Annotated in this window: 22 protein-coding genes; 13 read left to right on the top strand and 9 right to left on the bottom strand. The window is 33.6% G+C overall.

The window, feature by feature from the left end; genetic code table 11:
- Positions 1 to 20: 20 nt before the first annotated feature.
- Positions 21 to 1,301 (bottom strand): GTPase HflX, encoded by a 1,281-nt coding sequence (hflX, locus tag QM512_RS07430; RefSeq protein ID WP_282805092.1) that lies wholly within the window; start codon positions 1,299 to 1,301, stop codon positions 21 to 23.
- 1,157 nt (positions 1,302 to 2,458) lie between these two features.
- On the opposite strand from hflX, the gene QM512_RS07425 reads away from it, so the two are divergent.
- On the top strand, positions 2,459 to 3,205 hold the full coding sequence (locus tag QM512_RS07425; RefSeq protein ID WP_282805091.1) for an ABC transporter ATP-binding protein: 747 nt from the start codon (positions 2,459 to 2,461) through the stop codon (positions 3,203 to 3,205).
- A 19-nt stretch (positions 3,206 to 3,224) separates the two neighbouring features.
- Positions 3,225 to 5,093: an ABC transporter permease gene (locus tag QM512_RS07420; protein ID WP_282805090.1), complete on the top strand. Its 1,869-nt coding sequence runs from the start codon at positions 3,225 to 3,227 to the stop codon at positions 5,091 to 5,093.
- Positions 5,094 to 5,133: 40 nt separating this feature from the next.
- Here QM512_RS07420 and QM512_RS07415 read toward each other — a convergent pair whose 3' ends face one another.
- Complete coding sequence (locus tag QM512_RS07415; RefSeq protein ID WP_282805089.1) at positions 5,134 to 5,784, bottom strand: histidine phosphatase family protein; 651 nt, start codon at positions 5,782 to 5,784, stop codon at positions 5,134 to 5,136.
- Positions 5,785 to 5,826: 42 nt separating this feature from the next.
- Positions 5,827 to 6,042 carry a hypothetical protein gene (locus QM512_RS07410; RefSeq protein ID WP_282805088.1) on the bottom strand — a complete coding sequence of 72 codons (216 nt, stop codon included), beginning with the start codon at positions 6,040 to 6,042 and terminating at the stop codon, positions 5,827 to 5,829.
- Between the two features lie 98 nt (positions 6,043 to 6,140).
- Here QM512_RS07410 and QM512_RS07405 point away from each other — a divergent pair, with 98 nt between their 5' ends.
- Both QM512_RS07405 and QM512_RS07400 read left to right on the top strand, forming a co-directional pair.
- The gene (locus QM512_RS07405) at positions 6,141 to 6,485 is read left to right on the top strand and encodes a hypothetical protein (protein WP_282805087.1); all 345 of its coding nucleotides are present in this window, start codon (positions 6,141 to 6,143) and stop codon (positions 6,483 to 6,485) included.
- Between the two features lie 128 nt (positions 6,486 to 6,613).
- Positions 6,614 to 7,381: an exodeoxyribonuclease III gene (locus QM512_RS07400; protein ID WP_282806458.1), complete on the top strand. Its 768-nt coding sequence runs from the start codon at positions 6,614 to 6,616 to the stop codon at positions 7,379 to 7,381.
- A 65-nt stretch (positions 7,382 to 7,446) separates the two neighbouring features.
- Here the strand turns inward: QM512_RS07400 and QM512_RS07395 are convergent, their stop codons facing one another.
- Entirely contained in the window at positions 7,447 to 9,522 is a 2,076-nt protein-coding gene (locus QM512_RS07395; RefSeq protein WP_282805086.1) for a PTS transporter subunit IIABC, read from the bottom strand.
- A 26-nt stretch (positions 9,523 to 9,548) separates the two neighbouring features.
- Positions 9,549 to 10,241 carry an N-acetylmannosamine-6-phosphate 2-epimerase gene (locus tag QM512_RS07390; RefSeq protein WP_282805085.1) on the bottom strand — a complete coding sequence of 231 codons (693 nt, stop codon included), beginning with the start codon at positions 10,239 to 10,241 and terminating at the stop codon, positions 9,549 to 9,551.
- 130 nt (positions 10,242 to 10,371) lie between these two features.
- Between QM512_RS07390 and QM512_RS07385 the strand changes: the two genes are divergently transcribed.
- Positions 10,372 to 11,190: a MurR/RpiR family transcriptional regulator gene (locus QM512_RS07385; RefSeq protein WP_282805084.1), complete on the top strand. Its 819-nt coding sequence runs from the start codon at positions 10,372 to 10,374 to the stop codon at positions 11,188 to 11,190.
- A gap of 210 nt (positions 11,191 to 11,400) precedes the next feature.
- On the opposite strand, the gene QM512_RS07380 is transcribed toward QM512_RS07385, so the two are convergent.
- On the bottom strand, positions 11,401 to 14,085 hold the full coding sequence (locus QM512_RS07380) for a calcium-translocating P-type ATPase, PMCA-type (RefSeq protein ID WP_282805083.1): 2,685 nt from the start codon (positions 14,083 to 14,085) through the stop codon (positions 11,401 to 11,403).
- 195 nt (positions 14,086 to 14,280) lie between these two features.
- Here QM512_RS07380 and QM512_RS07375 point away from each other — a divergent pair, with 195 nt between their 5' ends.
- Positions 14,281 to 14,463 (top strand): hypothetical protein, encoded by a 183-nt coding sequence (locus QM512_RS07375; RefSeq protein ID WP_282805082.1) that lies wholly within the window; start codon positions 14,281 to 14,283, stop codon positions 14,461 to 14,463.
- A gap of 26 nt (positions 14,464 to 14,489) precedes the next feature.
- Here the strand turns inward: QM512_RS07375 and QM512_RS07370 are convergent, their stop codons facing one another.
- On the bottom strand, positions 14,490 to 15,134 hold the full coding sequence (locus QM512_RS07370; RefSeq protein WP_282805081.1) for a matrixin family metalloprotease: 645 nt from the start codon (positions 15,132 to 15,134) through the stop codon (positions 14,490 to 14,492).
- A gap of 144 nt (positions 15,135 to 15,278) precedes the next feature.
- Here QM512_RS07370 and helD point away from each other — a divergent pair, with 144 nt between their 5' ends.
- Positions 15,279 to 17,597: an RNA polymerase recycling motor HelD gene (gene helD, locus QM512_RS07365; protein ID WP_282805080.1), complete on the top strand. Its 2,319-nt coding sequence runs from the start codon at positions 15,279 to 15,281 to the stop codon at positions 17,595 to 17,597.
- A 231-nt stretch (positions 17,598 to 17,828) separates the two neighbouring features.
- Positions 17,829 to 18,551 (top strand): C39 family peptidase, encoded by a 723-nt coding sequence (locus tag QM512_RS07360; protein WP_282805079.1) that lies wholly within the window; start codon positions 17,829 to 17,831, stop codon positions 18,549 to 18,551.
- A gap of 150 nt (positions 18,552 to 18,701) precedes the next feature.
- Here the strand turns inward: QM512_RS07360 and QM512_RS07355 are convergent, their stop codons facing one another.
- Positions 18,702 to 19,385 carry a MurR/RpiR family transcriptional regulator gene (locus QM512_RS07355; RefSeq protein WP_282805078.1) on the bottom strand — a complete coding sequence of 228 codons (684 nt, stop codon included), beginning with the start codon at positions 19,383 to 19,385 and terminating at the stop codon, positions 18,702 to 18,704.
- A gap of 34 nt (positions 19,386 to 19,419) precedes the next feature.
- Between QM512_RS07355 and QM512_RS07350 the strand changes: the two genes are divergently transcribed.
- Both QM512_RS07350 and QM512_RS07345 read left to right on the top strand, forming a co-directional pair.
- A complete protein-coding gene (locus QM512_RS07350) occupies positions 19,420 to 20,076 on the top strand; it encodes an AAA family ATPase (protein WP_282805077.1) in 657 nt (218 codons plus the stop codon).
- Between the two features lie 39 nt (positions 20,077 to 20,115).
- Positions 20,116 to 21,438 (top strand): PTS sugar transporter subunit IIC, encoded by a 1,323-nt coding sequence (locus QM512_RS07345; protein WP_282805076.1) that lies wholly within the window; start codon positions 20,116 to 20,118, stop codon positions 21,436 to 21,438.
- A 49-nt stretch (positions 21,439 to 21,487) separates the two neighbouring features.
- Here the strand turns inward: QM512_RS07345 and QM512_RS07340 are convergent, their stop codons facing one another.
- Positions 21,488 to 22,060, bottom strand: coding sequence for an SGNH/GDSL hydrolase family protein (locus tag QM512_RS07340; RefSeq protein ID WP_282805075.1), 573 nt, complete (start codon positions 22,058 to 22,060; stop codon positions 21,488 to 21,490).
- An 87-nt stretch (positions 22,061 to 22,147) separates the two neighbouring features.
- On the opposite strand from QM512_RS07340, the gene coaA reads away from it, so the two are divergent.
- The 3 genes from coaA (at position 22,148) to QM512_RS07325 (ending at position 24,210) form a co-directional block, all read left to right on the top strand.
- Positions 22,148 to 22,999 (top strand): type I pantothenate kinase, encoded by an 852-nt coding sequence (gene coaA, locus QM512_RS07335; RefSeq protein ID WP_282805074.1) that lies wholly within the window; start codon positions 22,148 to 22,150, stop codon positions 22,997 to 22,999.
- A 12-nt stretch (positions 23,000 to 23,011) separates the two neighbouring features.
- Entirely contained in the window at positions 23,012 to 23,584 is a 573-nt protein-coding gene (gene efp, locus QM512_RS07330) for an elongation factor P (protein WP_282805073.1), read from the top strand.
- Positions 23,585 to 23,955: 371 nt separating this feature from the next.
- Positions 23,956 to 24,210 (top strand): YSIRK-type signal peptide-containing protein, encoded by a 255-nt coding sequence (locus tag QM512_RS07325; RefSeq protein ID WP_282805072.1) that lies wholly within the window; start codon positions 23,956 to 23,958, stop codon positions 24,208 to 24,210.
- Position 24,211 lies beyond the last annotated feature (1 nt).

Raw genomic sequence — 24,211 nt, 5'->3', positions numbered from 1 at the left:
TTAAATCTACTCTTTTTTTGCTAGATAACATTAGTCTTAAATTTTTCTAGATCTTTCGGAGATAGTCGTACGGTCACATGGACTCCGTCATCTTTAAAATCTTCATTTAAAATTTGACCATATTCATGTAAATAAGCTAAGTTTTTACCATCTGAAAGTGGCAGTACTAAGTTTATCTTTTCATAATTATCAAATACTTTTTTGACAATTAAATTGGCCAACTGCTTAATTGATTCAGGATCTTTAGCAGAGTATAGAATATCATTTCCTTCAATTTGAGGGTAATTGCGCTCTGTTAAGTCGGCTTTATTATAAGCAGTAATCATTGGAACATCAGTGATGTTTAGTTCATTTAAAACTTTTTGCGTGGTTTTAATCATTTGTACCATATTGTGATCTGATGCATCTACCACATTGATGAGCAAGTCAGCATCTTTTGCTTCTTGTAATGTAGCTTTGAATGATTCAATTAGATTATGAGGGAGTTTAGAAATAAAACCGACAGTATCTGAAAGAATAAAACTTAAATCATCCTTCAAATCAATTCGTCTGACGCTAGTATCTAAAGTAGCAAAAAGCATATTTTTTTCAAAAACCTGTTTTTTATTGGCTTCATCACTAAAGACATTTAGCAATTCATTCATTGTTGTTGATTTTCCAGCATTGGTGTAGCCAACTAAGGCAACTTGTGGCAAACGAGAGTTGTTTCTTCTAGCGGACTTAATTTCTTCTTGTTTGCTAATATCTTTTAGTTCCTTTTTAATTGCACTAATTTGCTTGCCAATGGTACGTCTATTTAATTCAAGTTTAGTTTCTCCGGAACCACGGTTTGCGAAACCACCGCTTGCTCCTCCAGATCCACGTTGCTGGTCTAGATTGTTTTCAGAAGGATGGAGTCGAGGTAATTCATACTGTAATCTTGCAAGTTGAACCTGTAATTTAGCTTGTCGACTACGTGCGCGATTAGAGAAAATTTCTAAAATTAACTCTGTTCTATCTAAAACTTTTAACTTTGTCATACTCTCAATATTTCTAATTTGAGTTGGAGACAATTCATCATTGATAATTAAGATTTTAGCATGTAACTCACGTGCCATATTTTTAATTTGGTTAAGTTTACCAACACCAAAGTATGTGCCTGCGACAATATTTTCAGCCTTTTGACTTGCTTGCCCGACAACATCTAAGTTGTTTGCAAGAGCTAATTCTCTTAGTTCTGTCATATAATAGTCAAAATTAGGATCATTTAAATTTACGCCAGCGATAAAGGCTTTAAGCTTTTTTGGTTGATTGTCGATCAAATAATTCACCTGCTTTCATAAATTAACTTTTTATTTAAGATTAATAGCTTAAAAAATCATCATAACCATTCCTTTATTTGATAGTATGAAAATTATAATTTCTTTTTTAATGAAAATCAATTTTAAAGGCAAAAAAAGGCCACTTCGAACTCGAAGTGACCTTAGGATATTTGAACACGGTAATATCCAAATAGAGATAATTACTTTAATTAACCGTGCACATAAATATAAGTGGAGTATATAGTTGATATTTTGATCTCATAATAAATTTTACACTTATAAATAAAATTAAACTGACTGTATCAAAGGTAGTTAATTAAGAAAATCACTTAAGCCATACATAATTTATGGGGGAATAGGAAAGCTCACGACTTAAGGGTATATAGGGTGACAAATTTATTATCTTTGTAATACATCGTTTAAACTGAAACAAATTATATTAAGATACGTTTCAGCTTCCTGAAGAATTTAGTTAAACTGTATTTTACTAACAATAAGTTTCATTATTTTCAATTTTATTGAACTATAGACGGGAAAAAGTAGTGAAAATAGTGAATAGTTATTATGATTCAGAATATCAAAAATTTCTTCTTAATAGTATTTACTAGATATTTATATAAAGTAATAGCAACTAAATATATTGTTATTTATTGCTTCTCTATGAAGACTGTCTTCACTTATAAATATAAGACCTTAATAAAATAATAGCAAATAAAAGAACTTTCATAGATTGTTATGTTATTGAAACATAATAAAAGCCAAATCATTATGACTTGGCTTTTTTTGTAATAGAATTAATACTTAATTTTTTATCTTTGCCATTTAGCAATTAATGGTAATGCAGTTCCTAAACCAATCATTAAAAGTTATTCGACAATATTTAGGATTAGCATATGCCAGGAGGTATTGAACTGGTTTTAGCATCAATTGAAACGATACCAAGAGTTGCGCCAAAATCCATTAATGCAATTACAGATCAGATTAGTTTTTGTGCATATAAAAATACCCATGTTTTCTTCCTAATAATCCTAAATAGTTCAATTTAGTTTGATTTAAGACAGAAAAATAATGAAAAACATACTTTACTTTTTTTATTGGTGTCTGTATTATATAGTGTAACAGGTATGTAATACACTATAACGAAAAGAGGAACAACTATGAGTGAAGTAGTTCAAGTTCAAAATATTACCAAGACTTATGGTAAAAAAGGTGAGAAGCAATACCAAGCATTAAAAGGGATTAGCTTTGATGTAGAACGTGGCGAATTTGTTGGAATAATGGGGGCTTCTGGCTCAGGTAAAACAACTTTATTGAATATTCTTTCAACTTTAGATCAACCAACAACTGGAAACGTTTATATTAATGGTCGTGATATTACTGGCTTAAATAAGAATCAAATGGCGGATTTTCGTGGGCAAGAGATTGGATTTATTTTTCAAGATTTTAACTTATTAGAAAATTTAACTAACCGCGAAAATATTGCTTTACCATTATCTTTACAAAATGTAAAAACTAGTGAGATTAATCCAAAAGTGGATAAGATTGCAAAACGTTTAGGAATTGATCATATTTTAAATAAATATCCAGCAGAAATATCTGGTGGTCAAAAGCAACGTGTTGCAGCAGCTAGAGCTTTAGTTCATGAGCCTGCTATTCTTTATGGGGATGAACCAACTGGAGCACTTGATTCAAAGAGTGCAACAGAACTTCTTGAAACTATGAAGGGATTAAATGAAAAAGATCGAGTATCGATTTTAATGGTAACTCACGATCCATATTCTGCTTCATACGCTAGCCGCATTCTTTTCATTAAGGACGGTAAGATTGGTAAAGAAATTAAAAAAGACGATAAGAGTCGAGAAGAATTTTATCAAGAAATTATTGCGGAATTAGGTAGACGTTAATACTAGAAAGGAAATAACTATGCTTTGGAAATTATCATTAACCGGAATTAAAAGCCGGTTCAAAGACTATTTAGTTCTTTTTTCTGGCTTAACTTTTGCTAGTGCAATCTTTTACATGTTTATGACTTTAGCAACTAATCCTGCTTTCTTAAAGGGCTCGTTGAGTATTGCATTCCAACTTACTCAAATTGCCTTTGGATTCGGAATTGCATTGTTATCAATTATTACTTTTGTTTATATTGTGTATGCTAATAGCTTTTTGTTAAGTATGCGGCGAAAAGACTATGGAATGTACATGATGCTAGGTGCTAGGACTAGTAAAATTGGAAGATTGATTTTTACTGAAACACTTGTTGTTGGTTTATTAGCTACTTTATTAGGAACAATTTTAGGTGTAGCTTTAACGCAAGGCGTTTCTAGCATTTTAATTTCACAATTAGGATTGCAAATCCATAAATTTGTCGGATTTTATTTACCAGCACTATTTTGGACGGTTGCATTTTTTGCAATTTTATTCTTCTTGGCTGCCTTTTGGAATCGTCATAAGTTAGTTAAATCAAACATAATTAACTTACTTCATGAAGATCAAAAACCAATTAAATTACACAGAAATAAATTATGGAAGTTTATTGAGGCACTTTTAGGTATTGTATTACTTGCCGTAGGTTATTGGGCAATGATGCATGCAGCAAAATTAGGCACTAAAACTATTCCAATTGCCTTCTTTACAATCGTTTTTGGTTCTTACTTTACTTTTGATTCCTTCTTTACGGCAATTATTGATCTCCTTCGCAAGAACTTAGCATTTAAATATAGAAAACTTCATTCCTTTACTTTAGGTCAACTAAAATTTAGATTAAGTGATTACACTCGTATTCTTTCAACTGTTTCCTTACTTTTCGCTCTTGCTTTAGGAGCTATTACAGTTGGTTTGAATTTCAACAATATGACTGAACAAGCTATGGAGAGTACTTACTATGATGTAGTCTTGTACAACCATAGTAAAAAAGTAGACGATCAATTGAAAAAAGTTTCTGTAAGATCAACTACTAGCTTTAACTATAAGATTGTCGTAGAGGGTAAAGGAAAAGAAAAGAACCGCATCATCTATATTCCTGAAAATCAGATCAAGAATAATAAGATTATGTATCAGCACTATTCACGTAAAAATGATATGAGCCACTACGATACTAGACGTATTACCTTAAATGACTTTAAAGATAAAAAATCAGCTGCTGCAGCGGAAGGCGAATATCAATTAGTCTCTCTTACTCCATATGTTGACGCTCAAGCTAAAGTTGTACCGCAAGATCAATATGATCAAATTAAAGCTAAAGTAAATAAAATTGATTTATTAAGAGTTGATAATTTTAGAAGTAATTTCAATAATATTGAAAAGTTGCAAAAGTTATCAGTAGATCAGATGATTAGTTCACCAGAAGCTGAAAAAGGAGCAATTAATGTAAATCTTTCTAATTCAAAATCAGCTCAATATCGTTTAGTTTCAAGTATGACTTCTGGTTTTGAATTTATGGGCTTCTTCTTAGGACTTGCATTTCTAGCAATGCTTGCTTCAACTTTGATGTTTAAGGTTTTGTCAGGTGCAAATAGCGATAAGCCAAGATATCAAATGCTTTGGAAAGTTGGAACAAGAAAGAGCTTATTGAAAACTTCAATTGCTAAAGAAATTGGAATTTTGTTTGCTTTGCCAGCTGTTTTAGGTGTAGTAGACGTATTATTTGGACTTCAATTATTTAAATCTATTTTAGGGACAAATACCTATGATAAACTTTGGATTCCATTTACAATTTTCGGTGTGCTTTACGTAATTTACTACCTATTGACAGTGGTTTTATACCAACATATTGTTTTGCAAAAAGAAGATTAAGAAAAAGACTTCATCAAAAAAATGGTGAAGTCTTTTTTCGTTAAACTGACATTTTATTGTAAGAAGCAATTTTCATATCTTTATCAGTCATATTCATGATTGTAATTGATGCATTTCTAGGACCATGAGCTAAGTTATATTCGCCAGGAGCAAAGCGAGAAACGATACTTCTAATGGTAAAACCGTGAGTAACAAGCAAAATATTTTCAGCACCGTCTAATTGACTAATTAAGTTAAAGCCTTTGGTAACACGGTTCCAATATTCTTCTGCATTTTCAGCTTCATGATAAGGATCTGCTTCTTTCATGTAGTCCTTAATAGTATTAATATCAACTTCTTTAAGTAGGTCCTCTCTTCTTGGATAGCCGTGAGGACCACCGATCATACGCCAAGCTTCGTCAGAGTTCATCCCTTCAAAAAAGCCATAGAATTGTTCCCTGAAAAATGGTGTTGCGATATGTTGCAATTCATCTCGGTTACAATTTTCATTAATAATGTAGTCACACGTATCGCTAGCTCTCTTTAAGTCGCTTGAGATAGCAATATCAAAAGGAATGTCACTTAAAGCCTTACCGGCATCTTTTGCACCTTGAATTCCCTCATCAGTTAAAGGTGTATCGCACCAACCTTGCATTTTATCATAGCGGTTAATATAAGTTTGACCATGGCGGACGATATAGATTCTTTTCATTATAAAAATCTCCTTGAATTACTTAACTAGATTATAGCAAACCTAAAAAATCAAAATCTTAAAAGGTGTGTATAAAAATAAAATCAATAGAATTCCTACTATAACTAATAAAATAGTGTTTCTCTTAGTTAACTTTTGATGTTGTTGCTCAGTAATCTTATTGTTTCTAAAATCGCTACTTACTTTAATTTGTCGTCCTACAATAATAACAATTAAAACTAAGTAGATGAGTAAACCAACCATTTCAAATATTTGCATTAGGATTCTCGTCTTTCCATATGATAGAAATATTGTATCAAAAATTTTGAATATTAAGACTAAGTATACTACCTTAGTAGATGAAAGAAGAGATTTATATGAGAGTTACTAAATTAGTTGTCGGAATTTTAATGATTGTATATTCAGTGTGGCTATTTATTCAAGGTTTATTAGGAGGATTCCTAGGGATAATTGCTGATAAAAATATGATAGCAGGTATCATTGGAATTTTACTTTGTGGTTTATTTATGGCGAGTGGAATTGTTTATATTTCAACTGAAAATAGCGATGGCTTAGGTGGAGATATAGCAGGATTGGCTATGATGATTGTCGCTGGAATTTTAGGATTTTTTGGTGGTACTTATGCTGGCTTAGTTTGGAATGGAATTTTAGCTTTGATCATTGGAATAGGTTTCTTTGTTTGGCATTTGAAAACAAGATAAGAAAAAATCAGATTAACATATTTTACGTTAATCTGATTTTTTAGTTCGAAATATTTCATCTATGTGAAGTAAGTTTGTACAATTGAGTTGATGAGACCTATTATTTTATGATGGAAAGAAGAATTATTATGAAATTAATGTCTTGGAATGTAAACGGCTTAAGAGCAGCTTTACGGCATGGTTTTGTTAATACATTTACAAATTTAAATGCAGATATCTTTGCAATTCAAGATACTCGTCTTGAACCAAACGAAGTGCATGTTGACTTACCTGGGTATTATCAATATTGGAATTATGCCAAAAACCGTAAAGGCTATGCTGGCACTGCTGTATTTACCAAAGAAAAACCAATTACAGTGGCTAACGGTTTTGGAGTCCCAGAAGTTGATGGAGAAGGTAGAAGTATTACATTAGAATTTTCTAACTTTTACTTTATTAATGTTCAAGCTCCATTTTCTGGCGAAAAGTTACAGAGATTAGACTTTAGAGAATTATGGGCACAAGCATTTCGGAACTATGTAACTAAGCTTATGCAATATAAACCAGTAATTATTGGCGGAGATATGGGAATAGCAGATAAGAAAATTGATTTAGCTGAACCTGAAGACAATCGTCACCGTGCTGGCTTTACTGGCATTGAAAGAAAAGAATTTAATGAATTATTGAATGCAGGCTTTATTGATACTTTCCGTTACTTCCACCCAGATGAAGTCCAATATACTTATTGGAGTTATCGTGAAGATGCTCGTGAAAAGAATATTGGCTGGAGATTAGATTACTTCTTAGTATCGAATAATCTAGAAGATAAATTGACAAATGCTAAGATCTTAAGCAATATTATGGGATCTGATCACTGCCCAATTGAATTAGATCTAGATATTAAAACTAGAGATTAGTTTTAGCAGTTAAAGAAAAATGCACCTCGTATGGGGTGCATTTTTTGATTGTAATCCTATATTTATTATTTAGTTAAAACGGAGTAGACATCATTATGTGCTTCAACTATTTGTCCACTTGTCACAATATCTTCAACTTGTGAAACTCTATCGTTGCTATTAGTAATTAAAGTCATTACAGTTGGATCTTTTCCAGTATCTTTAATTTGTTTCAAATCCATTTCAATTAATTGAGTATCAGGAGTAACTTTGTCACCTTCTTTTACCTTCATTGTAAATGGTTTACCTTGAAGTTCAACTGTATCTATTCCGAGGTGAAGCATTACTTCTAGACCTGATTCTGTTTTAAGTCCAATAGCATGTTTAGTCTTAAATATTGAGACTACTGTAGCATTAACAGGACTATAAATTTTGCCGTTTTCTGGTTCAATTGCGAAACCTTCACCCATCATTTTTTGCGAGAATACTTCATCTTTAACTTGAGTAATATCTTCAAATTTTCCTTTTACAGGAGCTTTAAAAATAACTTTTTCTGATTTGTGGACAGCTTCTGTTTTAACAGAAGTAGATTTATTGACTTTATCCACTTGTGGATTACTTGCTGGCTGCATGTCAGGATGAGTGATAATGTCATTAATTTCTTGGCTGTAAAGGTCGGCTTTTCCACCAAAGATTGCTTGAACTCCTCCAGCAACTTTCAATACGCCAGGAGCACCCAGCATCTTAAAGACGTCATCGTTGACTAAACTATTATCTTTTAAGGAGACTCTCAATCTTGTAGCACAGGCAGAGACGGTTTCAATATTATCTAAGCCGCCTAATGCTGAAATGATTTCACATGATTCATTGTAAAGCTTGTCATCAGTCTTAGGACCTGCTGCCATAATTTGATCAGCAGCTTGATTTTCTTCGACAACCATTCCGGGAATGCCGACATGGAATTTTTTAATACAAAAAGTAAAGACAAAGAAGTAAAGGAAGAACCAAATAACTCCCATGATTAAGACGTTTGGCCAATTGGTCTTATCTCTTCCTTGTAAAACACCGAATAGCAAGTAGTCAATTAAACCACCAGAGAATGAGTTACCAATTCTAATATTCATGATATCGGCTACATAGAATGAGCAACCGTCAAGAAAGGCATGGATAACGTATAGCCAAGGTGCTACGAATAAGAAGGTATATTCAATAGGTTCGGTAATACCAGTTAAGAAAGAAGTTAAACCACCTGAAAGGTATAAACCGCCGCTCGTCTTACGATTTCTCTTAGGCAAGCAAAGGTACATTGCTAAGGCAGCCCCTGGAAGACCAAACATCATTGTGGCAAAACGACCAGCAAAAAATCTTGTACCGTAGGTAAATAAGCCATGGTGGTTAGGGTCAGCTAATTGTGCAAAGAAAATATTTTGCGCGCCGACCACAGTTTTACCTGCAACATCGGCAGTTCCACCTAAGGCCGTGTACCAAAACATTGGATAGATAGTATGGTGAAGACCAACTGCACCAGTTAAACGGAGTAAAAATCCATATAAGAAACTACCAAAGCTTCCCATTTTTGCAATTGCGTAACCTGCACTGGTTAATCCACTTTGGATTGGTGGCCAAATGATAAAGAAGATGGCACCAATGACAATGGCTGCAAGTGACGAGATAATCGGAATAAATCTTGACCCGCCAAAGAAGCCTAAAAATTGAGGTAGTTCAACTTTACGATAGTGGTTGTGAAGATAAGCAACTACGCATCCAATTACAATTGCTCCTAAAACACCTGTATCAATAGTGTTTTTAGGTGAAAACATTTGCAGTAAACCTGAAATTGTAGCTGTGTAAACTAAGTAAGCAACGCCGCCTGCTAGACCGGCAGTTCCTTTATCTCCTTTAGCTAGGCCGACAGCTAAACCAATTGAGAAAATAAGTGCTAAGTTGTTAAAGACCGCGCTACCGGCAAAGTTCATAACTTTTAGAATTGTTTGAAGCCATTCTTGGTTAAGCCAAGGATAAGCAGTAACGGCTGCCTTATTAGTTAAGGCGCCACCTAGTCCTAGAAGTAGACCAGCTACCGGTAGAATAGCAATTGGAAGCATGAAGGCTTGACCTAGCTGGGAAAAGGCCTGCCCCATATGAGAGAATTTCTTAGACATGATTAAGCCTCATTTCGTTATGCTTTTTATTTTTCAAAGACTGAAGTAAAAGTTTTGGCAATTTGAAGTGGACGAGTGATTGCGCCACCAACTACAATTCCCGCTGGGTTGATATCGATAACTTGCTTTAATTGTTCTGGACTATGAATTTTACCTTCGGCAATTACAGGTAAACCTGCGTCAACTAAGGCTTTGATTAGATCAAAGTCTGGATGATCAGTTTTAGGACTTTCTTCAGTGTATCCAGAAAGAGTAGTACCAACAAAGTCAACACCGGCCTCATAAGCATTTTTTGCTTCTTCGAAGTTTGAAGTGTCAGCCATTAAAAGTTGATTTGGATATTTGGCTTTAATTTCTTTAATAAATTCAGCTACGGTTTTGCCATCATGTCTTGGTCGCAAGGTACAATCAAGGGCAATTACTTCAACGTCAGTTTCAACTAATTCATCTACTTCTTTCATAGTTGGAGTAATATATGGCTTTTCAGGCGGGTAGTCTCGCTTAATAATTCCAATCATTGGTAAGTCGACTACTTCTTTGATTTGCTTAATATCTCTAACAGAATTTGCTCTTAAACCTGTTGCACCAGCTTCTTGAGCAGCTTTTGCCATGAGTGGCATAATGCCACCTTCTTCTGTATAAAGTGGTTCGCCAGGTAGAGCTTGACATGAGATAATTAAGCCACCGTGGATTTTGTTGATGAATTCTTCCTTGTTCATTTGTAAATATACTCCAAATTAATATTATTTTGGAGTTTTCCTCCCAAGAAAATAATATAATGAATTTAAATATTATGCAAGCGTTTTCTTATAAAACCATGATATAGTTATTAGGACAGGACGTGAGAAAATGGAATTTATACAGATCTATAACCAAAATAAAGACAAATTAACTAGGTCAGAAAACAAGTTAGCTAACTATATTGCTTCGCATACTGAGCGCGTGATTTATGACACTATTAAGTCACTGGGAAAGGCAACCAATACTGGAGATGCAACGATCGTTAGATTATGTAAAAAACTAGGTTATTCAGGTTTTTCTGATCTAAAAATTGCTTTAGCACAAGATTCAATGATGATCCCTGCAAAAGAGCATGAGGGAGAAGAAACAACTTTTGAATCAAGTAGCAAAATTTTGGTAGCTTCAATTCAAAAAACGGAAGAATTAATTAATCCGGTGACGCTCAATAAAGCTGTGGGGTTATTAGCACAGGCAAAAAGAATTCATATTTTTGGTCTGGGACATTCAGGAGAATCGGCGCGAGACTATGAGAGAACTTGGCTTAGAATAGGATTAATTGCTAATGCTGAATCGGATCCTCATATTCAAGTTCAAGTTGCAACCTTGCTAAATAAGGATGATGTAGTAGTAGGATTGTCTCTCTCAGGTCATACTAAAGATACTTACCAATCTTTAAAAGTAGCTCAAAAATATGGAGCAAAAATTATTTCAATTACTAACGATCTATCATCTCCGATTGCTCAACTAGGGGATGTAAGTTTGCAGACGTCAGTTAGCGAATTTATGAATATTGGTACAGTAGCAGGACAGGTATCGCAATTATATTTGTGCGACGTTTTAGCTAGGGAATATGAAAAGCTCAACAAGGTTGATGTCGATAAAATTAAAGAGCGAGCTTTGTCAGAAGTAATGAAAAAATCTATTTAGAGCACAAAAAAGCCAAACTACTCAAAAGTGAGTAATTTGGCTTTTTTAGTATCTACGATACCGATTATTTTGATTATTAAAAAGTGGAAAGCATAAAGATTTTTAAGTCTTTATGCTAGTTGTAAGTGTTAAATTTACACTTATATTATATAAGTTAATTGTCATTAAGTCGAAAAATATGCTCAGCTAAGTGACGTTAATATATTAGGATTAGTCAGTAGCTGTTTGTAATTTGCGATCTTTTTGTCTAACTCTACTTAGTCGCTTAATTAACTTAGTAATTTCAACTTGTAAGATTGAGAATAAGGAAAGGATAATTACTACTAGCCACTGTCTGACACTAAGATCAGTTAAGTGAAACATAGATTGTAAGTTAGGGGTAAAGAGAATAATTCCCATTAAAATGGCTGAAACAATAAAAGAAACTATTAGCCAAACATTCATTTTATTTCCTCTAACCCAAATTGGATCAGTATTAGAATGCTGGTTAAATGCCCGAAGCATTTGAGATAAGGCTAAAACACAGAACGCCATTGTTTGACCAGCAATTGGATTATCGAAAGTTGCGCCTATCCAGTAAGCTAACAAGGTCATCAAGGCAACAAATATTCCCTGACTAATGACGCGCCAGATAAGATCTCTTTCAAATAAGGTTCCAGTTTTTACTGGTTTATGTTTCATGATATTTTTACTTGCTGGATCAACCCCTAATGCTAAAGCAGGCAAGCTAGCGGTAGCCAGGTTAACCCAGAGAATATGAACGGCAAGTAGGGGTGCATCCCAGTTGAAGATTGTAGCTACAAATAGAGTGGTAATTTCTGCAATATTACCAACGAGTAAGAATTGAATTACTTTCTGAATATTGCGGTATACTTTTCGACCTTCTTTAATGGCAGCTGTAATTGTTGTAAAGCTGTCATTAAGTAAAATCATGTCTGAAACATCTTTGGCAACATCTGTACCACCAATCCCCATGGCAACTCCGATATCAGCAGCTTTTAAGGCGGGTGAGTCATTAACTCCATCGCCTGTCATTGCTACAACTTCATCATTTCGCTTTAGGCTTTGGATAATTCTTAATTTATCATTTGGTGAAACGCGGGCAAAAACGGTGGTAGATTTAACTGCTTGATCTAATTGCTTGTCTGTCATTTCATTTAGTTCAGTTCCTGAAATAACAGTGTTTCCATTAATATAAATACCTAAATTTTTAGCAATAGCGACTGCTGTGCTTTTATGATCTCCTGTGATCATGATTGTTTTAATTCCCGCTTCACGAGCCATCTTAATAGATGCTTTAACTTCATCTCTAGCAGGGTCAATCATACCAACAGCACCTAAGAAAACTAACTGCTGCTCTATATCTTCATCTTCTTGAGGTAAGTTTAAAATGTTTTTACTTGCAAATCCTAGAACTCTCAATGCTTGATCAGCCATTTTATGTGATAAGGCAAGGATATTGTCTTTATCAGCTTTAGTTAACCTACGCGTACCATTGCTTGTGAGAATGTAGTCGCAAAGTGGTAGTAATTCATCTAAAGCACCTTTAGTGTATGCAACATATTCATTGCTTATTTCATGAACCGTAGTCATTCTCTTCCTAATTGAATCGAAAGGACATTCGCTAAGCCTTGGATATTCTTTTCTTAAGTTAAGAGCTGAATAACCTAAATCTTGTGCTAAAGGAAGGAGTGCACTTTCAGTTGGATCTCCGATTGCTTCTTTAGGATTATCTAAATTAAAGCTAGCATCATTACACAGGCTAGATGCATAAATTAATTGCTTATATGAATTAGAATTTTTACTTATTTTTTCTACACTTAGAACTTTTTTATTAAGGAAATCATCACCATTAGCCAAATGAGTTACAGTCATTTTATTTAGCGTTAATGTTCCTGTCTTATCAGAACAAATAACCGTCGCATTTCCTAGAGTTTCAACAGCTGGTAACTTCTTAATTAAGGCATGTTGCTTTGCCATTCGTTGCACGCCAAGTGCCATAATGATTGTTGCTGTTGCTGGCAGACCCTCTGGGATAATTGAAATAGCTAAAGAAATGGCTACCAAAAATTGGGGTAAAAGTGGACGACCATAAAAGGCACCAATTGCAAAAATTAACACGCAGATAATTAAACCAATGATTGTTAAAATTTTACCTACTGCATTAAGTTTACGTTTAAGTGGTGTATCGTCAGTATCATTATTTTCGAGCATGCCAGCAATTTGACCGATCTCGGTATCCATCCCGGTTTTAGTTACAATTCCGCTTCCTCGACCATAAGTAACGATTGAAGAAGTGTAAGCCATATTTTTTCTATCTCCTAGGGGACAGTCTGGTGAAAGAACAGCATTCGCATTCTTTTCGCTAGCAATAGATTCTCCCGTTAAAGAAGCTTCTGCAATTTTTAAGTTAGCTGATTGAGTTAATCGCAAGTCCGCGGGTACCATGTCACCACTAGCTAAGCTCACAAGGTCGCCAATAACTAATTCGTTAGCAGGGATGATTTTATCCATGCCATCACGAATAACTGTAGCTGTTGGCGCACTCATAGTTTTAAGGGCTGCAAGAGAAGACTGTGCTTTCTTTTCTTGGATAATGCCAATGATTGAGTTAACTACAACGATAAAGAAAATCACACCTGCTTCCACCCATTCGTTTAAAATAGCAGAAAAAACAGCTGCTCCTAGTAAAATCAGAATCATAGGGTCAATGATCTGTTCTTTGAGCATCATTAAAACTGATTTTGGTGGCTTTTCGGCTAGAGCATTAGGACCATATTTCTTTAATCGTCTCGCAGCTTCTGGCTCACTTAAGCCAGAAGAATTTGTTTCTAAATTCGAAAATAACTCATTTATTGTTTGAGAATACGAGGGAGGTTGTTTCTGATTATCCATAAAGGATATACCATTCCTTTCTTTATTTGAAATTTGTATTTATCTTGTATAGACTTTATATTTACTGATATATCAGTAAAATTTCTTGAAATCAGTTTATAATATATACTATAAATTGAGAGGAAAACTAAGTCTAAAAATATGCTTATAATTAAATGATTTTGCTATGATTGGAATAGAAACGAGGTTAGAAAAATGAAACAACTCGATCAATCTTTTATTATTGGAATCTTTGGCTTAATTGGTCTATTTATCGGTTTGTTTGTCAAAAATATTATGGTATGGACTTTTGTAGGGATTGCAGTTGGTTATGTAGTAACCTTTTGGATTCCATATTTTAAAAAGCAATATCAATTAAAAAAGAAAAATGCAAAATAAGAGCGGTTCTCAAAGTAGAATCGCTCTTATTGTTCTTTATATAATTTTCTAACGTCTTCAACATCGCTTGGTTGAATTGTGTAAAAAGATCCTTGAGGATACATAACTGAAATGCCATCTTTGTGTCCTAAACCGATAGCATGCCCTAGTTCATGTTCAACGGTATTGACGATTCGGCCGTGATTATAGCCATAGCTTGGATTTAAGAGATAATATGAATTTAAATTAACAGTAGCCTTAATTAAATGACCGGTTAAAGAATTATATTGCGTATCAGTTAGACCAGCAGCGTTAGTTTGACCATCATCCATCGCTTTAATAATTATTTTTGCATTATTTTTATCATTTGTTGTTTTGAAAGTAAAGGCACCTGTATTATTCCAAATATTAATACCATCCATCGCTGCTTGCTTGAGAGTTGGATCAGAGAGGTCGAGATAGACTGTTGCTGTATTGGTCTCGAAAGTATGACCTTTATCACTATCGGCATTTTTATCGTCATTTTGAATTTTTTCAGGTGAAATAAACTGTTGGACTTTGGCTGTTAGATATGGGAGCGGGTTTCTAGTTCCAAAAGTTTTTTCAATTTCTGGGGCGGCTTTTTGATAAGCAAAGTCCAGTCCTATAAACAGAAAGGCTAGAACTAGAATTGTTTTAAAAAATCGTTTCACTTTCTCATCTCACTATGTAATTTTATTTAATTATAAAACTAATTATTTAAGAAAAGACTAAATAACAATTGAGACTTTCTGAAAGTTGTAAATCCTTTTAGAAAGCGTATACATATGATAAAATAGTATGCAAAGTTTTTACTAATGCTAGAAATAGGTGACTTAATTTTGGTAAAAGAAACTGAACAACAAAAAGAACAAAAACATTTAGATGAGGTTCTTGGTTTAATTAAAAAGAAAGAAAGCGAATTAGATCATTCAATTGAACACGCACAAAATGAAGCTCAAAATATTAATTCGCATTTTTTTGATGATGTGAAATTAGACTATGATGGTTATTCAACTTCAATGGATACCGCTCTATCGATTCACCAACAGCAACAAATGTTGGCAGAACGTCAAAATGCATGGCAGCATTCCGCTAAACAATTATCAACGTTGCAGCGTTTAGAAAAGAAACCTTACTTTGCTAGAGTAGATTTTCAAGAACCTAATGAAGATCCAGAAACAATTTATATTGGTTTGGGGTCTTTTGCAGATAAAGAAGATCACTTTTTGATTTATGACTGGCGTGCACCTATATCTTCCATTTACTATGATGGTAAATTAGGCAAGGTTTCTTATAATGCTCCTGATGGCGTTCAGACAGTTGATATGACTAAAAAACGTCAATTTTTGATTGAAGACGGCAAGATTACTAATATGTTTGATACTAATGAATCAATTGGGGATCAAATGCTCTTAAACGTCTTAAATGAAAAATCTTCTACGCAAATGAAATCGATTGTAACGACGATTCAACGTGAGCAGAATAAGATTATTAGAAATACTAGTGCCGATCTTTTATTTGTTCAAGGGGCAGCAGGATCTGGTAAAACATCAGCTATTATGCAACGTGTAGCATATTTGCTTTACAGATATCGTGGCAATTTGACTTCTAGCGATGTTATTATGTTTAGTCCTAACCAATTATTTAATGACTATGTTAAAAATGTTCTACCTGAAATGGGTGAACAAAATATGGTGCAGATGACTTACTGGCAGTTTGTTTCTCGTCGTGTTCCAGGGATGAATGTTGAAAACTTGTTTGAACAATTTGAGGACAATGAGCAAAACGACAAGATAGTTAACTTAAAGGATTCGCTTCAATTCTTTAATGCTGTAACTCGGTATGCCAAGCACCTTGAAAAGAATGGTTTGATTTTTAAAAATATTTACTTTAAGAGTAAGAAGAAGCCATTTTTTGATAAAGAAAAAATTAAAGAAATATACTATGGTTTCAATGAAAACTATCATCTAAGAAATAGAATTGAAGCTACTAAAGAGAGTTTAATTAATAGCTTAAACAGAAGAATTGAGCCAGAAACTAGGAAAGCATGGGTTGATAAGACAATTGAGTCATTAGATCAAGAACAGCTAAATAAGTTGTATGATCGTCCAGACCAAGAGTTTGAATCAAGTGCTAAAGAAGAGCATTTCTTAGCTCGTAAAATTGTAATTAAGCAGTTAAAGCAAGTTAGCCGCAAGATCCACCAGAACCGTTTCTTGAATATTCGTGCGCAATATTTACGTTTCTTGCGTGCTGTTCCTAAGCTGATTGACTTAAGTAAGTGGGATATCAGCCAAGAAGAGTGGGAAGCACATATTGAAAAAGTTAAGGAAAGATTTAGAAATGGCAAGATCAAGATGGCTGATATTTCACCATACTTGTACTTGTATGACTTGGTAACAGGCCGCAGAACTGACTATGAAATGCGTTATGCCTTTATTGATGAAATTCAGGATTATACGCCATTCCAATTAGCTTACCTTAAGTACAACTTCCCAAGAGCTAAGTTTACGATGCTGGGAGATTTGAACCAGGCTATTTTTACTAAAGATGAAAGTAAGACTCTGTTAAGTCAAATTTCTAAGTTGTTTGATCCAGAAAAGACTGACGTTGTTCAATTAACGAAGTCTTACCGTTCAACTAAAGAATTGACGAACTTCACTAAGCAAATTCTAAGACAAGGCGAAAAGATTGAAGCCTTTGATCGCCGTGGTCCTAAGCCTGCCTTTTATAAGCGTGATAGTCTTGAAAAAGAATATAAGGCTTTAGAAGATATCTTAGTGGAAAATGATGAACAAAAGTTAACAACTGCTATCATTACGAAGACATTAGCTGAAGCACAGGAAGTAGCTAAGGTTTTGAAAGAAAGAAAAATCAAGGCAACTTTGATTGGATCAGCTAATCAGCGTTTAGTACCAGGAACTTTAGTTATGCCATCATACTTAGCTAAAGGATTGGAATTTGATGCGGTAGTAGCTTGGGATGTTTCAAAAGATAATTATCATCAACTTGACGAAACACAATTGCTTTATACAATTACGTCACGTGCAATGTATAAACTTGATTTAATTTATACAGGTGAAAAGAGTCCATTGTTTGATAATTTAGATGAAAAAACTTACATAAATAAGTAAAAATAAAATCCCTCTTGAATCTTGGTATCATTAGAACCTTGATTTAGAGGGATTTTTCGTTATTCAAGTAAGCAGATAAGGATTTAAAGTTAATTCTATTTAATTTGCAGTATCATTTAGTATATAAATTAAATAGACTTCATTCTTTTGCAAAAACTAACACATAAATTAAATCTATTTAATTCTCATGCATTTTGACAGACTTAATACATAATAGTTAAAATACTTAGCATGAAAAGAATAAGTAGAGCTAGAAAATATCGGCGTAGAAGAAGAATTTTATATACATTTTTACTATTAATTACTGCAGGAGTAGTCGCTTTAGTACTTAATTTTGATAAGATTCAAGATGAATATGATTGGCTTACTTTAAAACCAGAACAGAAGTTAAATGTTCCTTTAGAAAAACAATTGCCAGACTTACCGAATGGCTGCGAAGTCACTTCACTATCAATGCTTTTGAATTATTATGATATTGATGTAAGTAAACTAGAATTGTCTTCTAACATTAAGCATGTTTCTTCTTTTATTGGAAATGATTATCGTGGCAATCCTCATGTTGGCTTTGTTGGTTACATGAGTATCAAAAATGCAGGTTGGTGCGTTTATAATGAGCCGCTATATAATGTTGCTAGAAAATATACTAAGAGAATTCGCAATTATTCTGGCAATGATTTTATCAGAGTACTGAAGCTAGTATCTAAGGGACATCCGGTAATGATCATTACGACTTTAAAATTCGATCATGTCAACGATATGCAGACATGGCAGACTAAGCAGGGAAAAGTTAATGTGACGCCTTCTTCTCATGCATGCGTAATTACTGGATATAATAAAAAGAAGAGGATTGTTTACGTAAATGATCCTTATGGTGTTAAAAATAAAAAAGTGGATTTAAAGAAAATAGAAGCCAGTTACAATCAGCAAGGTAAACAAGCTTTGTACGTAGAATAGGTATATTAAAAAGGCATCCTGTTTGTGGGATGCCTTTTTATGATGTCTGAATAAAATGTTTTTCAAAATAGAAACATGTTTTCAAAACAAGGAAAAGTATTCAAAAATGTTAAAAACCAAAGTAGTATAAGAATTGTCTTAAGAAGGTACCTAATTAGACAAAAAGTTACTCATTAATAATTCAAAGTAGATGAGTGTTAGACCAAAAAACAGCTGAGGGTAATGGCTGTCAAAAGAAGTAGGATTAAAAGTATCAGAACTTATAGCAAGCGTTGAATGTTTTGCAATTGTTGAATTTTTATCTCCAGTAAAAGATAAAACATCACGATTATTTTTCTTAGCTTGTGTGCAAAGTTCCGCAAGTCGCTTTGTTTCTCCAGAATTACTGATAATGATTACGAGAGTATCCTTATGTTTCCTGAGCATTTCTAGGTGTGAATTTGATGTGCAACGAAAACCATTTAAGTTGAGATATTCGCTCATGTAATTAGCAATATTTTGAGAGTAACCACTACCCAATATCATGATCATTGAGTCTTTATGCTTATCCATCAAGTTGGAAAAAGGCTTTACGTATGACTCTACTTTTAAGTCGTTTTCAGTATTATTGGGAAAATTTGGTGCATCTGCTATTAGAAAGACTAGTTCTGAATATCCTGAAAGCTTCATCTTTTTACAAGTCTTTACGATAAAGCTAGGAGAAGAAAATGTTCTTTTAGCTAGTTCACGAATATTGATATTTTTAATTTCATTACGGTGTTGATTCATATAAATTAAGATTTTTTGTTCATCAGTATTCAATTGAAACTTTTCGCTAATGGTTTGAATATTCATTATTTTCTCCTGTAATTTGAAAGAAGGACTCACAATGTCAGAAAAAGATGTTAAGAAAAATGAAGTACCACAAAATAGAGATAAAGAATTTCTAGCTGATCCATGGGCTAGAACTAGAACCAGAAACGGATTAGCAGCTGATGAAGTTATCTCTGCATTACAAAAGTCAATCAGAAAAGGTAAGGAACGTGTAGCATGTGAATTTGCCTACGAAATGTACATTTCTTCACCACAAATGGAGGAAAAATTATGGCGTCGCCTTCAGGCTATTTCGGTTGAGGATATAGGAATGGGAAATCCACAAGCTCCGATTTTGATTAACAGTTTAAATCAAATGAGACAGAACTTTAGCTATAATGAACCTGATCGCGCCATGATGTTTGTTCATGCAATTCGTTACTTATGCGAATCAACTAAAGATCGTTCTTCTGATTTACTTAAGAATATCATTATTAAGAACTTTGCTCTAGGTTATGTACCAGAAATTCCAGATTATGCATTAGATAAACATACAACTCGTGGTCAAAAAATGGGAAGAGGAAGTATGCATTTTTTAGAAGTAGATTCTAAAGTTACGCCGCAACTAAAAGTGGATAATGATTATTGGGATGAATATCACAAGATTAGAGAAAATTGGGATGATAGTAAAGTCATACCTAATGCTTTCAAGTTCAATCCATATCAGATTTAAGTTGTATTTATCTTTAGTAAAGAAAATAGGTGATCTCTAATGGCTGAAACTACTGCTAAAAAAGATTCACTGATTACTAAATTGGATAAAGTTTTAACGCCTATTGGACAAAAACTTGGAAATGAAAAGCATTTGCAAGCCATTTCAAATGGTATGCTTTTCGGATTGCCATTTTTGGTAATTGGTTCGTTCTTCTTGATTGTTGCTAATCCACCGATCGTACTTGATAGATATAATTCACAAACTGCTAATAGCTTTATGCAATGGCTTGCTGGCTGGAAATATTGGGCAGTTGCGCACTATGCTCAAATAACTGTTCCGTACAATATGACTATGGGAATTTTTGGTATGATTTGTGCATTTGGTATTGCATATGAACTAAGCAAGTCGTATCGTCGACTTCATCCTGCTACTGATGGCATGATTTCATTAGTTACATTTTTAATGGTAGCCACTACTGTTGATAAGAATAATAAGATCAGTATTAATAACTTAGGAACAAATGGACTATTTGTAGCAATTATTATTGGATTACTAGCTGTTGAAATTAACCGCGGGATTGAAAAGAGTAAGTTAAAGGTAAAGTTACCGGCATCAATTCCCCCAATGGTAGCAAACTTTATTAATTCTCTTATCCCGCTTTTAGCAAATATCTTTATCTTTTATGGTGCTAATTTGATTCTAATTAGTGTAACACACGCTGATTTTACTACATTTATTATGCAATACCTGACGCCAGCTACGTTTATGGCTAACAGTTTATGGGGCTATATCCTGATAGTTACTCTAGGAAACTTATTATGGTTAATCGGAGTTAATGGTAGTAATGTAATCTTTCCAATCGTTTTTGCAACAGGGATTGCAGCTACTGGTGCTAATGCAGCTTTAGTAGCCAAAGGGTTAGCACCCACTCATTTAATGAATTTACAAATGTTTAGAATTGCTGTTTTAGGTGGATCAGGTAATTCACTTGCTTTGGTAATTTTAATGATGAGAAGCAAAGTGGAAAAATATCGTGCATTAGGAAAATTATCAATTATTCCTGGAATATGCAGTATTAATGAACCGATAATTTTTGGTACACCAATTTGTTTCAATCCTATTCTAGGCATTCCGTTTTTGATTGCTCCAATTATTAATATTATTCTTACTTATATTGCTGAAAATTTGCACTGGATCGGAATGGGATACATTGTTGATCCTTCATTTACGCCATTCTTTTTTCAAGCATATATGAGTTCAATGGATTGGAGAAATATCATTTTTGAAATAATTTTAATTATTATAGGTATTTTTATTTATCTTCCGTTCTTTAGAGTTGCTGAACAAAATGAATTAAGAAAACAAGAGACAGTTGAGTAAAGAAATAAAAATGTTACTAAAAAAGGCATCCCACAAACAGGATGCCTTTTTATGATGTAGTAACCATTTCTTTTTCTTCGACTAGTTCTGCTAGTTTTTCAATTAATAATTTGTTTCCAGCTTTATTCAAATGGATTCCGTCTTTTTGTAATAGCTTATTAGGATAACCTGTTTTACGCATGACTTTAGCAAAATTTAAAAATGGAATCTTGTTTTCACAATGACATTCTTCTGCAACTAACTCAAATTGCAAAGTTTTAGGCCAGGCTTGATCTGGAGCGATTTTCCAATTAGTATAGGAAGGTCCCATTAATAATGTTTTATCAGCTCCAATTAAGTCAACTAATACTTGTAAGTTATGCGCATATCGACCAGCGCTTAAGCCAAAGTGTATATTAGCATCATTAGTACCTAAAGAAAGAATAACTAGGTCATAATCAAAAGGCTTGACTCTTAGCTCGTAAAAATCAATTGCTTCTTCAGTAGTTGTGCCAGGTACAGAATTATTAATAATTGTAAATTTAGGTAATTTTTCTTGCAGTCCTTGAGTTACAATATTAGTTGCGTGTCCATCAATATAACCTGCAAGTAGGGAATCACCAAAAAGAATTAATTTTTTCATAGATATCTTCTTTTCTTTCTCTCAATATATATGATAGGCTGAACAATGTAAAAATACTAGGAACAAGGCAGAAGGAAGGCGGCTTTTATGCAAGAGCAATTTTTACACCTGACACCTGAAAAGTGGCAGGCTTTAATTCCTCCAAGTGATGAATTTAGCGCAGAAATTTTCATGATGAAAAATCTTCAATATATCATGAGTCAAAAGAATGCAGTTTATCACACTCAACAAACATTTTATAAAGAACATTGGTCAAAGATCCCCTTTATAATTGGAGTAACGGGATCTGTTGCTGTTGGTAAGTCTACCTTCGCTAAGAAAATAACTCGCTTATTTGAACGCCTTGAACCTGATAAAAAGATTGCACAAGTTTCTACAGACGGCTTTTTGATGCCTAATGCAGAACTTAAAGCTAAAAACTTAATGGATCAAAAAGGCTTCCCAGTGTCATTTAATTGGGATGCCTTTTCTACTTTTTTGGCAAGTGTTAAAGCTGGTAAAGAAAGAGTACCATATCGACTATACTCACAGGAAATTTCTGATCTGGTTCCTAACGAAGTTGGTTCAGTTGAACAACCAGATGTCTTAGTAGTAGAAGGAATAAATTTACTAGAAGTTCCTCCTAACGGCCAAGCACCACCAAGTGACTTCTTAGATTATGTGATTTATCTTGATGCTAGTGAAGAAGATTTAGAAAGATGGTATCTTGATCGTTATCATTTAATGCTAGAAATTAATCGCAATAATCCTGACAATTATTTTTATCAATGGGCTCATGTACCGCGTGAACAAGCAGATATTTTTGCTAAGAAAGTTTGGCGGGATGTTAACTTAAAGAACTTACACGAGTATATTGAACCAACTAAAAAACGAGCAGACATGATTATTAAAAAGTATGGTAATCATGAAATTAGTGATATGTATATTAAAAAATTTTAGAGGTATGTGTTAATGCAAGCAATTGAATTGAAAAAAGGTATGATTTTTAGCCAAGATGGTAAGTTAATCGAAGTATTAAAGAGCAATCACCACAAGCCTGGTAAGGGCAATACTGTTATGCAAATGGATTTGCGTGATGTTATGAGTGGAGCAGTTGTGCATAAAACAATGCGTCCAAGTGAAAAGGTAGAGTTAGTTAATGTTGCTCTGAAGAAAGCACAATATCTCTATGATGATGACGCTAACTTTATCTTTATGGACACTGATACTTATGAACAATACTTAATTCCTAAGGAACATCTTGAAGCAGAAGCTAAATTCTTGATGCCAAATATTGATGTTGATCTTAAGTTTACTGACGAAGGTAAATTAATTGGAATTAACTTACCGTCAACTGTAAAGATGACTGTTAAAGAAACTCAACCAGAAATCAAAGGAGCCACTGCTGCTGGTGGTGGAAAACCCGCAACTATGGATACTGGTTTAGTTGTAACGGTGCCAGACTTTATTAAGGAAGGCGAAGAATTAATTATCGGGACTGAAAATGGCGACTATAAAGGTCGCGCTGATAGTATTAGTAGATAAGATAAAAAAGAGCTGCTTAGGTATAGCAGCTCTTTTTTATATAAGTGGTATTGACACAAAAATCTAAGGGGGGGGGTACAATAGGCTTGCATTTACCGTTATTTTAATATTAATATATGTAAATCCAAACTGCTGTTATGTAATATGAATTATAATTTATACTTTACGTTATATTATATATTAAGCATTCACTAAATAATGAATACTTATTAGCGATATATATAGAAAATAATAATTTCGCATATAAACATATCACATATGAATATTTATATTAATATTGTTATTTAATCTTTTATTTTCTTAAAAAAAGAACTATAATAAGGCTTATGAGGTAAATGTTATATTAGATTTACTAAAGGAGAAAGTAAATAATGCTATCAAAAAATAATTATAAAGAAAAACTTCGGAAAATGGAGCCAAGAAAAGAACGTTTCTCTATTAGAAAATTTTCTATTGGAGCTGCTTCTGTTTTAATTGGTTTTAGTTTTATGAGTATAGCTGGAAATCAAAAAGCTCAAGCTGCTGAGCAACAAGAAAAACCAGCAGTAGTGCAAAATGCAAAAGATAATGAGCAAAGCCAAAGTAGCGCTGGAGCTACTCTAGCAGACAAAATGGGGGGGGGGTAAG

Source organism: Lactobacillus isalae (genome assembly GCF_947539375.1).
Taxonomy (GTDB): domain Bacteria; phylum Bacillota; class Bacilli; order Lactobacillales; family Lactobacillaceae; genus Lactobacillus; species Lactobacillus isalae.
Note: the sequence above shows the minus strand (reverse complement) of the source record. Positions and strands in the feature narration are given on the sequence as shown.

Coding starts and splice junctions, on each gene's coding strand:
- QM512_RS07425 (WP_282805091.1), top strand. CDS start 2,459: ATGAGTGAAGTAGTTCAAGTTCAAAATATTACCAAGACTTATGGTAAA.
- QM512_RS07420 (WP_282805090.1), top strand. CDS start 3,225: ATGCTTTGGAAATTATCATTAACCGGAATTAAAAGCCGGTTCAAAGAC.
- QM512_RS07415 (WP_282805089.1), bottom strand. CDS start 5,784: ATGAAAAGAATCTATATCGTCCGCCATGGTCAAACTTATATTAACCGC.
- QM512_RS07410 (WP_282805088.1), bottom strand. CDS start 6,042: ATGCAAATATTTGAAATGGTTGGTTTACTCATCTACTTAGTTTTAATT.
- QM512_RS07405 (WP_282805087.1), top strand. CDS start 6,141: ATGAGAGTTACTAAATTAGTTGTCGGAATTTTAATGATTGTATATTCA.
- QM512_RS07400 (WP_282806458.1), top strand. CDS start 6,614: ATGAAATTAATGTCTTGGAATGTAAACGGCTTAAGAGCAGCTTTACGG.
- QM512_RS07395 (WP_282805086.1), bottom strand. CDS start 9,522: ATGTCTAAGAAATTCTCTCATATGGGGCAGGCCTTTTCCCAGCTAGGT.
- QM512_RS07390 (WP_282805085.1), bottom strand. CDS start 10,241: ATGAACAAGGAAGAATTCATCAACAAAATCCACGGTGGCTTAATTATC.
- QM512_RS07385 (WP_282805084.1), top strand. CDS start 10,372: ATGGAATTTATACAGATCTATAACCAAAATAAAGACAAATTAACTAGG.
- QM512_RS07380 (WP_282805083.1), bottom strand. CDS start 14,085: ATGGATAATCAGAAACAACCTCCCTCGTATTCTCAAACAATAAATGAG.
- QM512_RS07375 (WP_282805082.1), top strand. CDS start 14,281: ATGAAACAACTCGATCAATCTTTTATTATTGGAATCTTTGGCTTAATT.
- helD (WP_282805080.1), top strand. CDS start 15,279: ATGCTAGAAATAGGTGACTTAATTTTGGTAAAAGAAACTGAACAACAA.
- QM512_RS07360 (WP_282805079.1), top strand. CDS start 17,829: ATGAAAAGAATAAGTAGAGCTAGAAAATATCGGCGTAGAAGAAGAATT.
- QM512_RS07355 (WP_282805078.1), bottom strand. CDS start 19,385: ATGAATATTCAAACCATTAGCGAAAAGTTTCAATTGAATACTGATGAA.
- QM512_RS07350 (WP_282805077.1), top strand. CDS start 19,420: ATGTCAGAAAAAGATGTTAAGAAAAATGAAGTACCACAAAATAGAGAT.
- QM512_RS07345 (WP_282805076.1), top strand. CDS start 20,116: ATGGCTGAAACTACTGCTAAAAAAGATTCACTGATTACTAAATTGGAT.
- QM512_RS07340 (WP_282805075.1), bottom strand. CDS start 22,060: ATGAAAAAATTAATTCTTTTTGGTGATTCCCTACTTGCAGGTTATATT.
- coaA (WP_282805074.1), top strand. CDS start 22,148: ATGCAAGAGCAATTTTTACACCTGACACCTGAAAAGTGGCAGGCTTTA.
- efp (WP_282805073.1), top strand. CDS start 23,012: ATGCAAGCAATTGAATTGAAAAAAGGTATGATTTTTAGCCAAGATGGT.
- QM512_RS07325 (WP_282805072.1), top strand. CDS start 23,956: ATGCTATCAAAAAATAATTATAAAGAAAAACTTCGGAAAATGGAGCCA.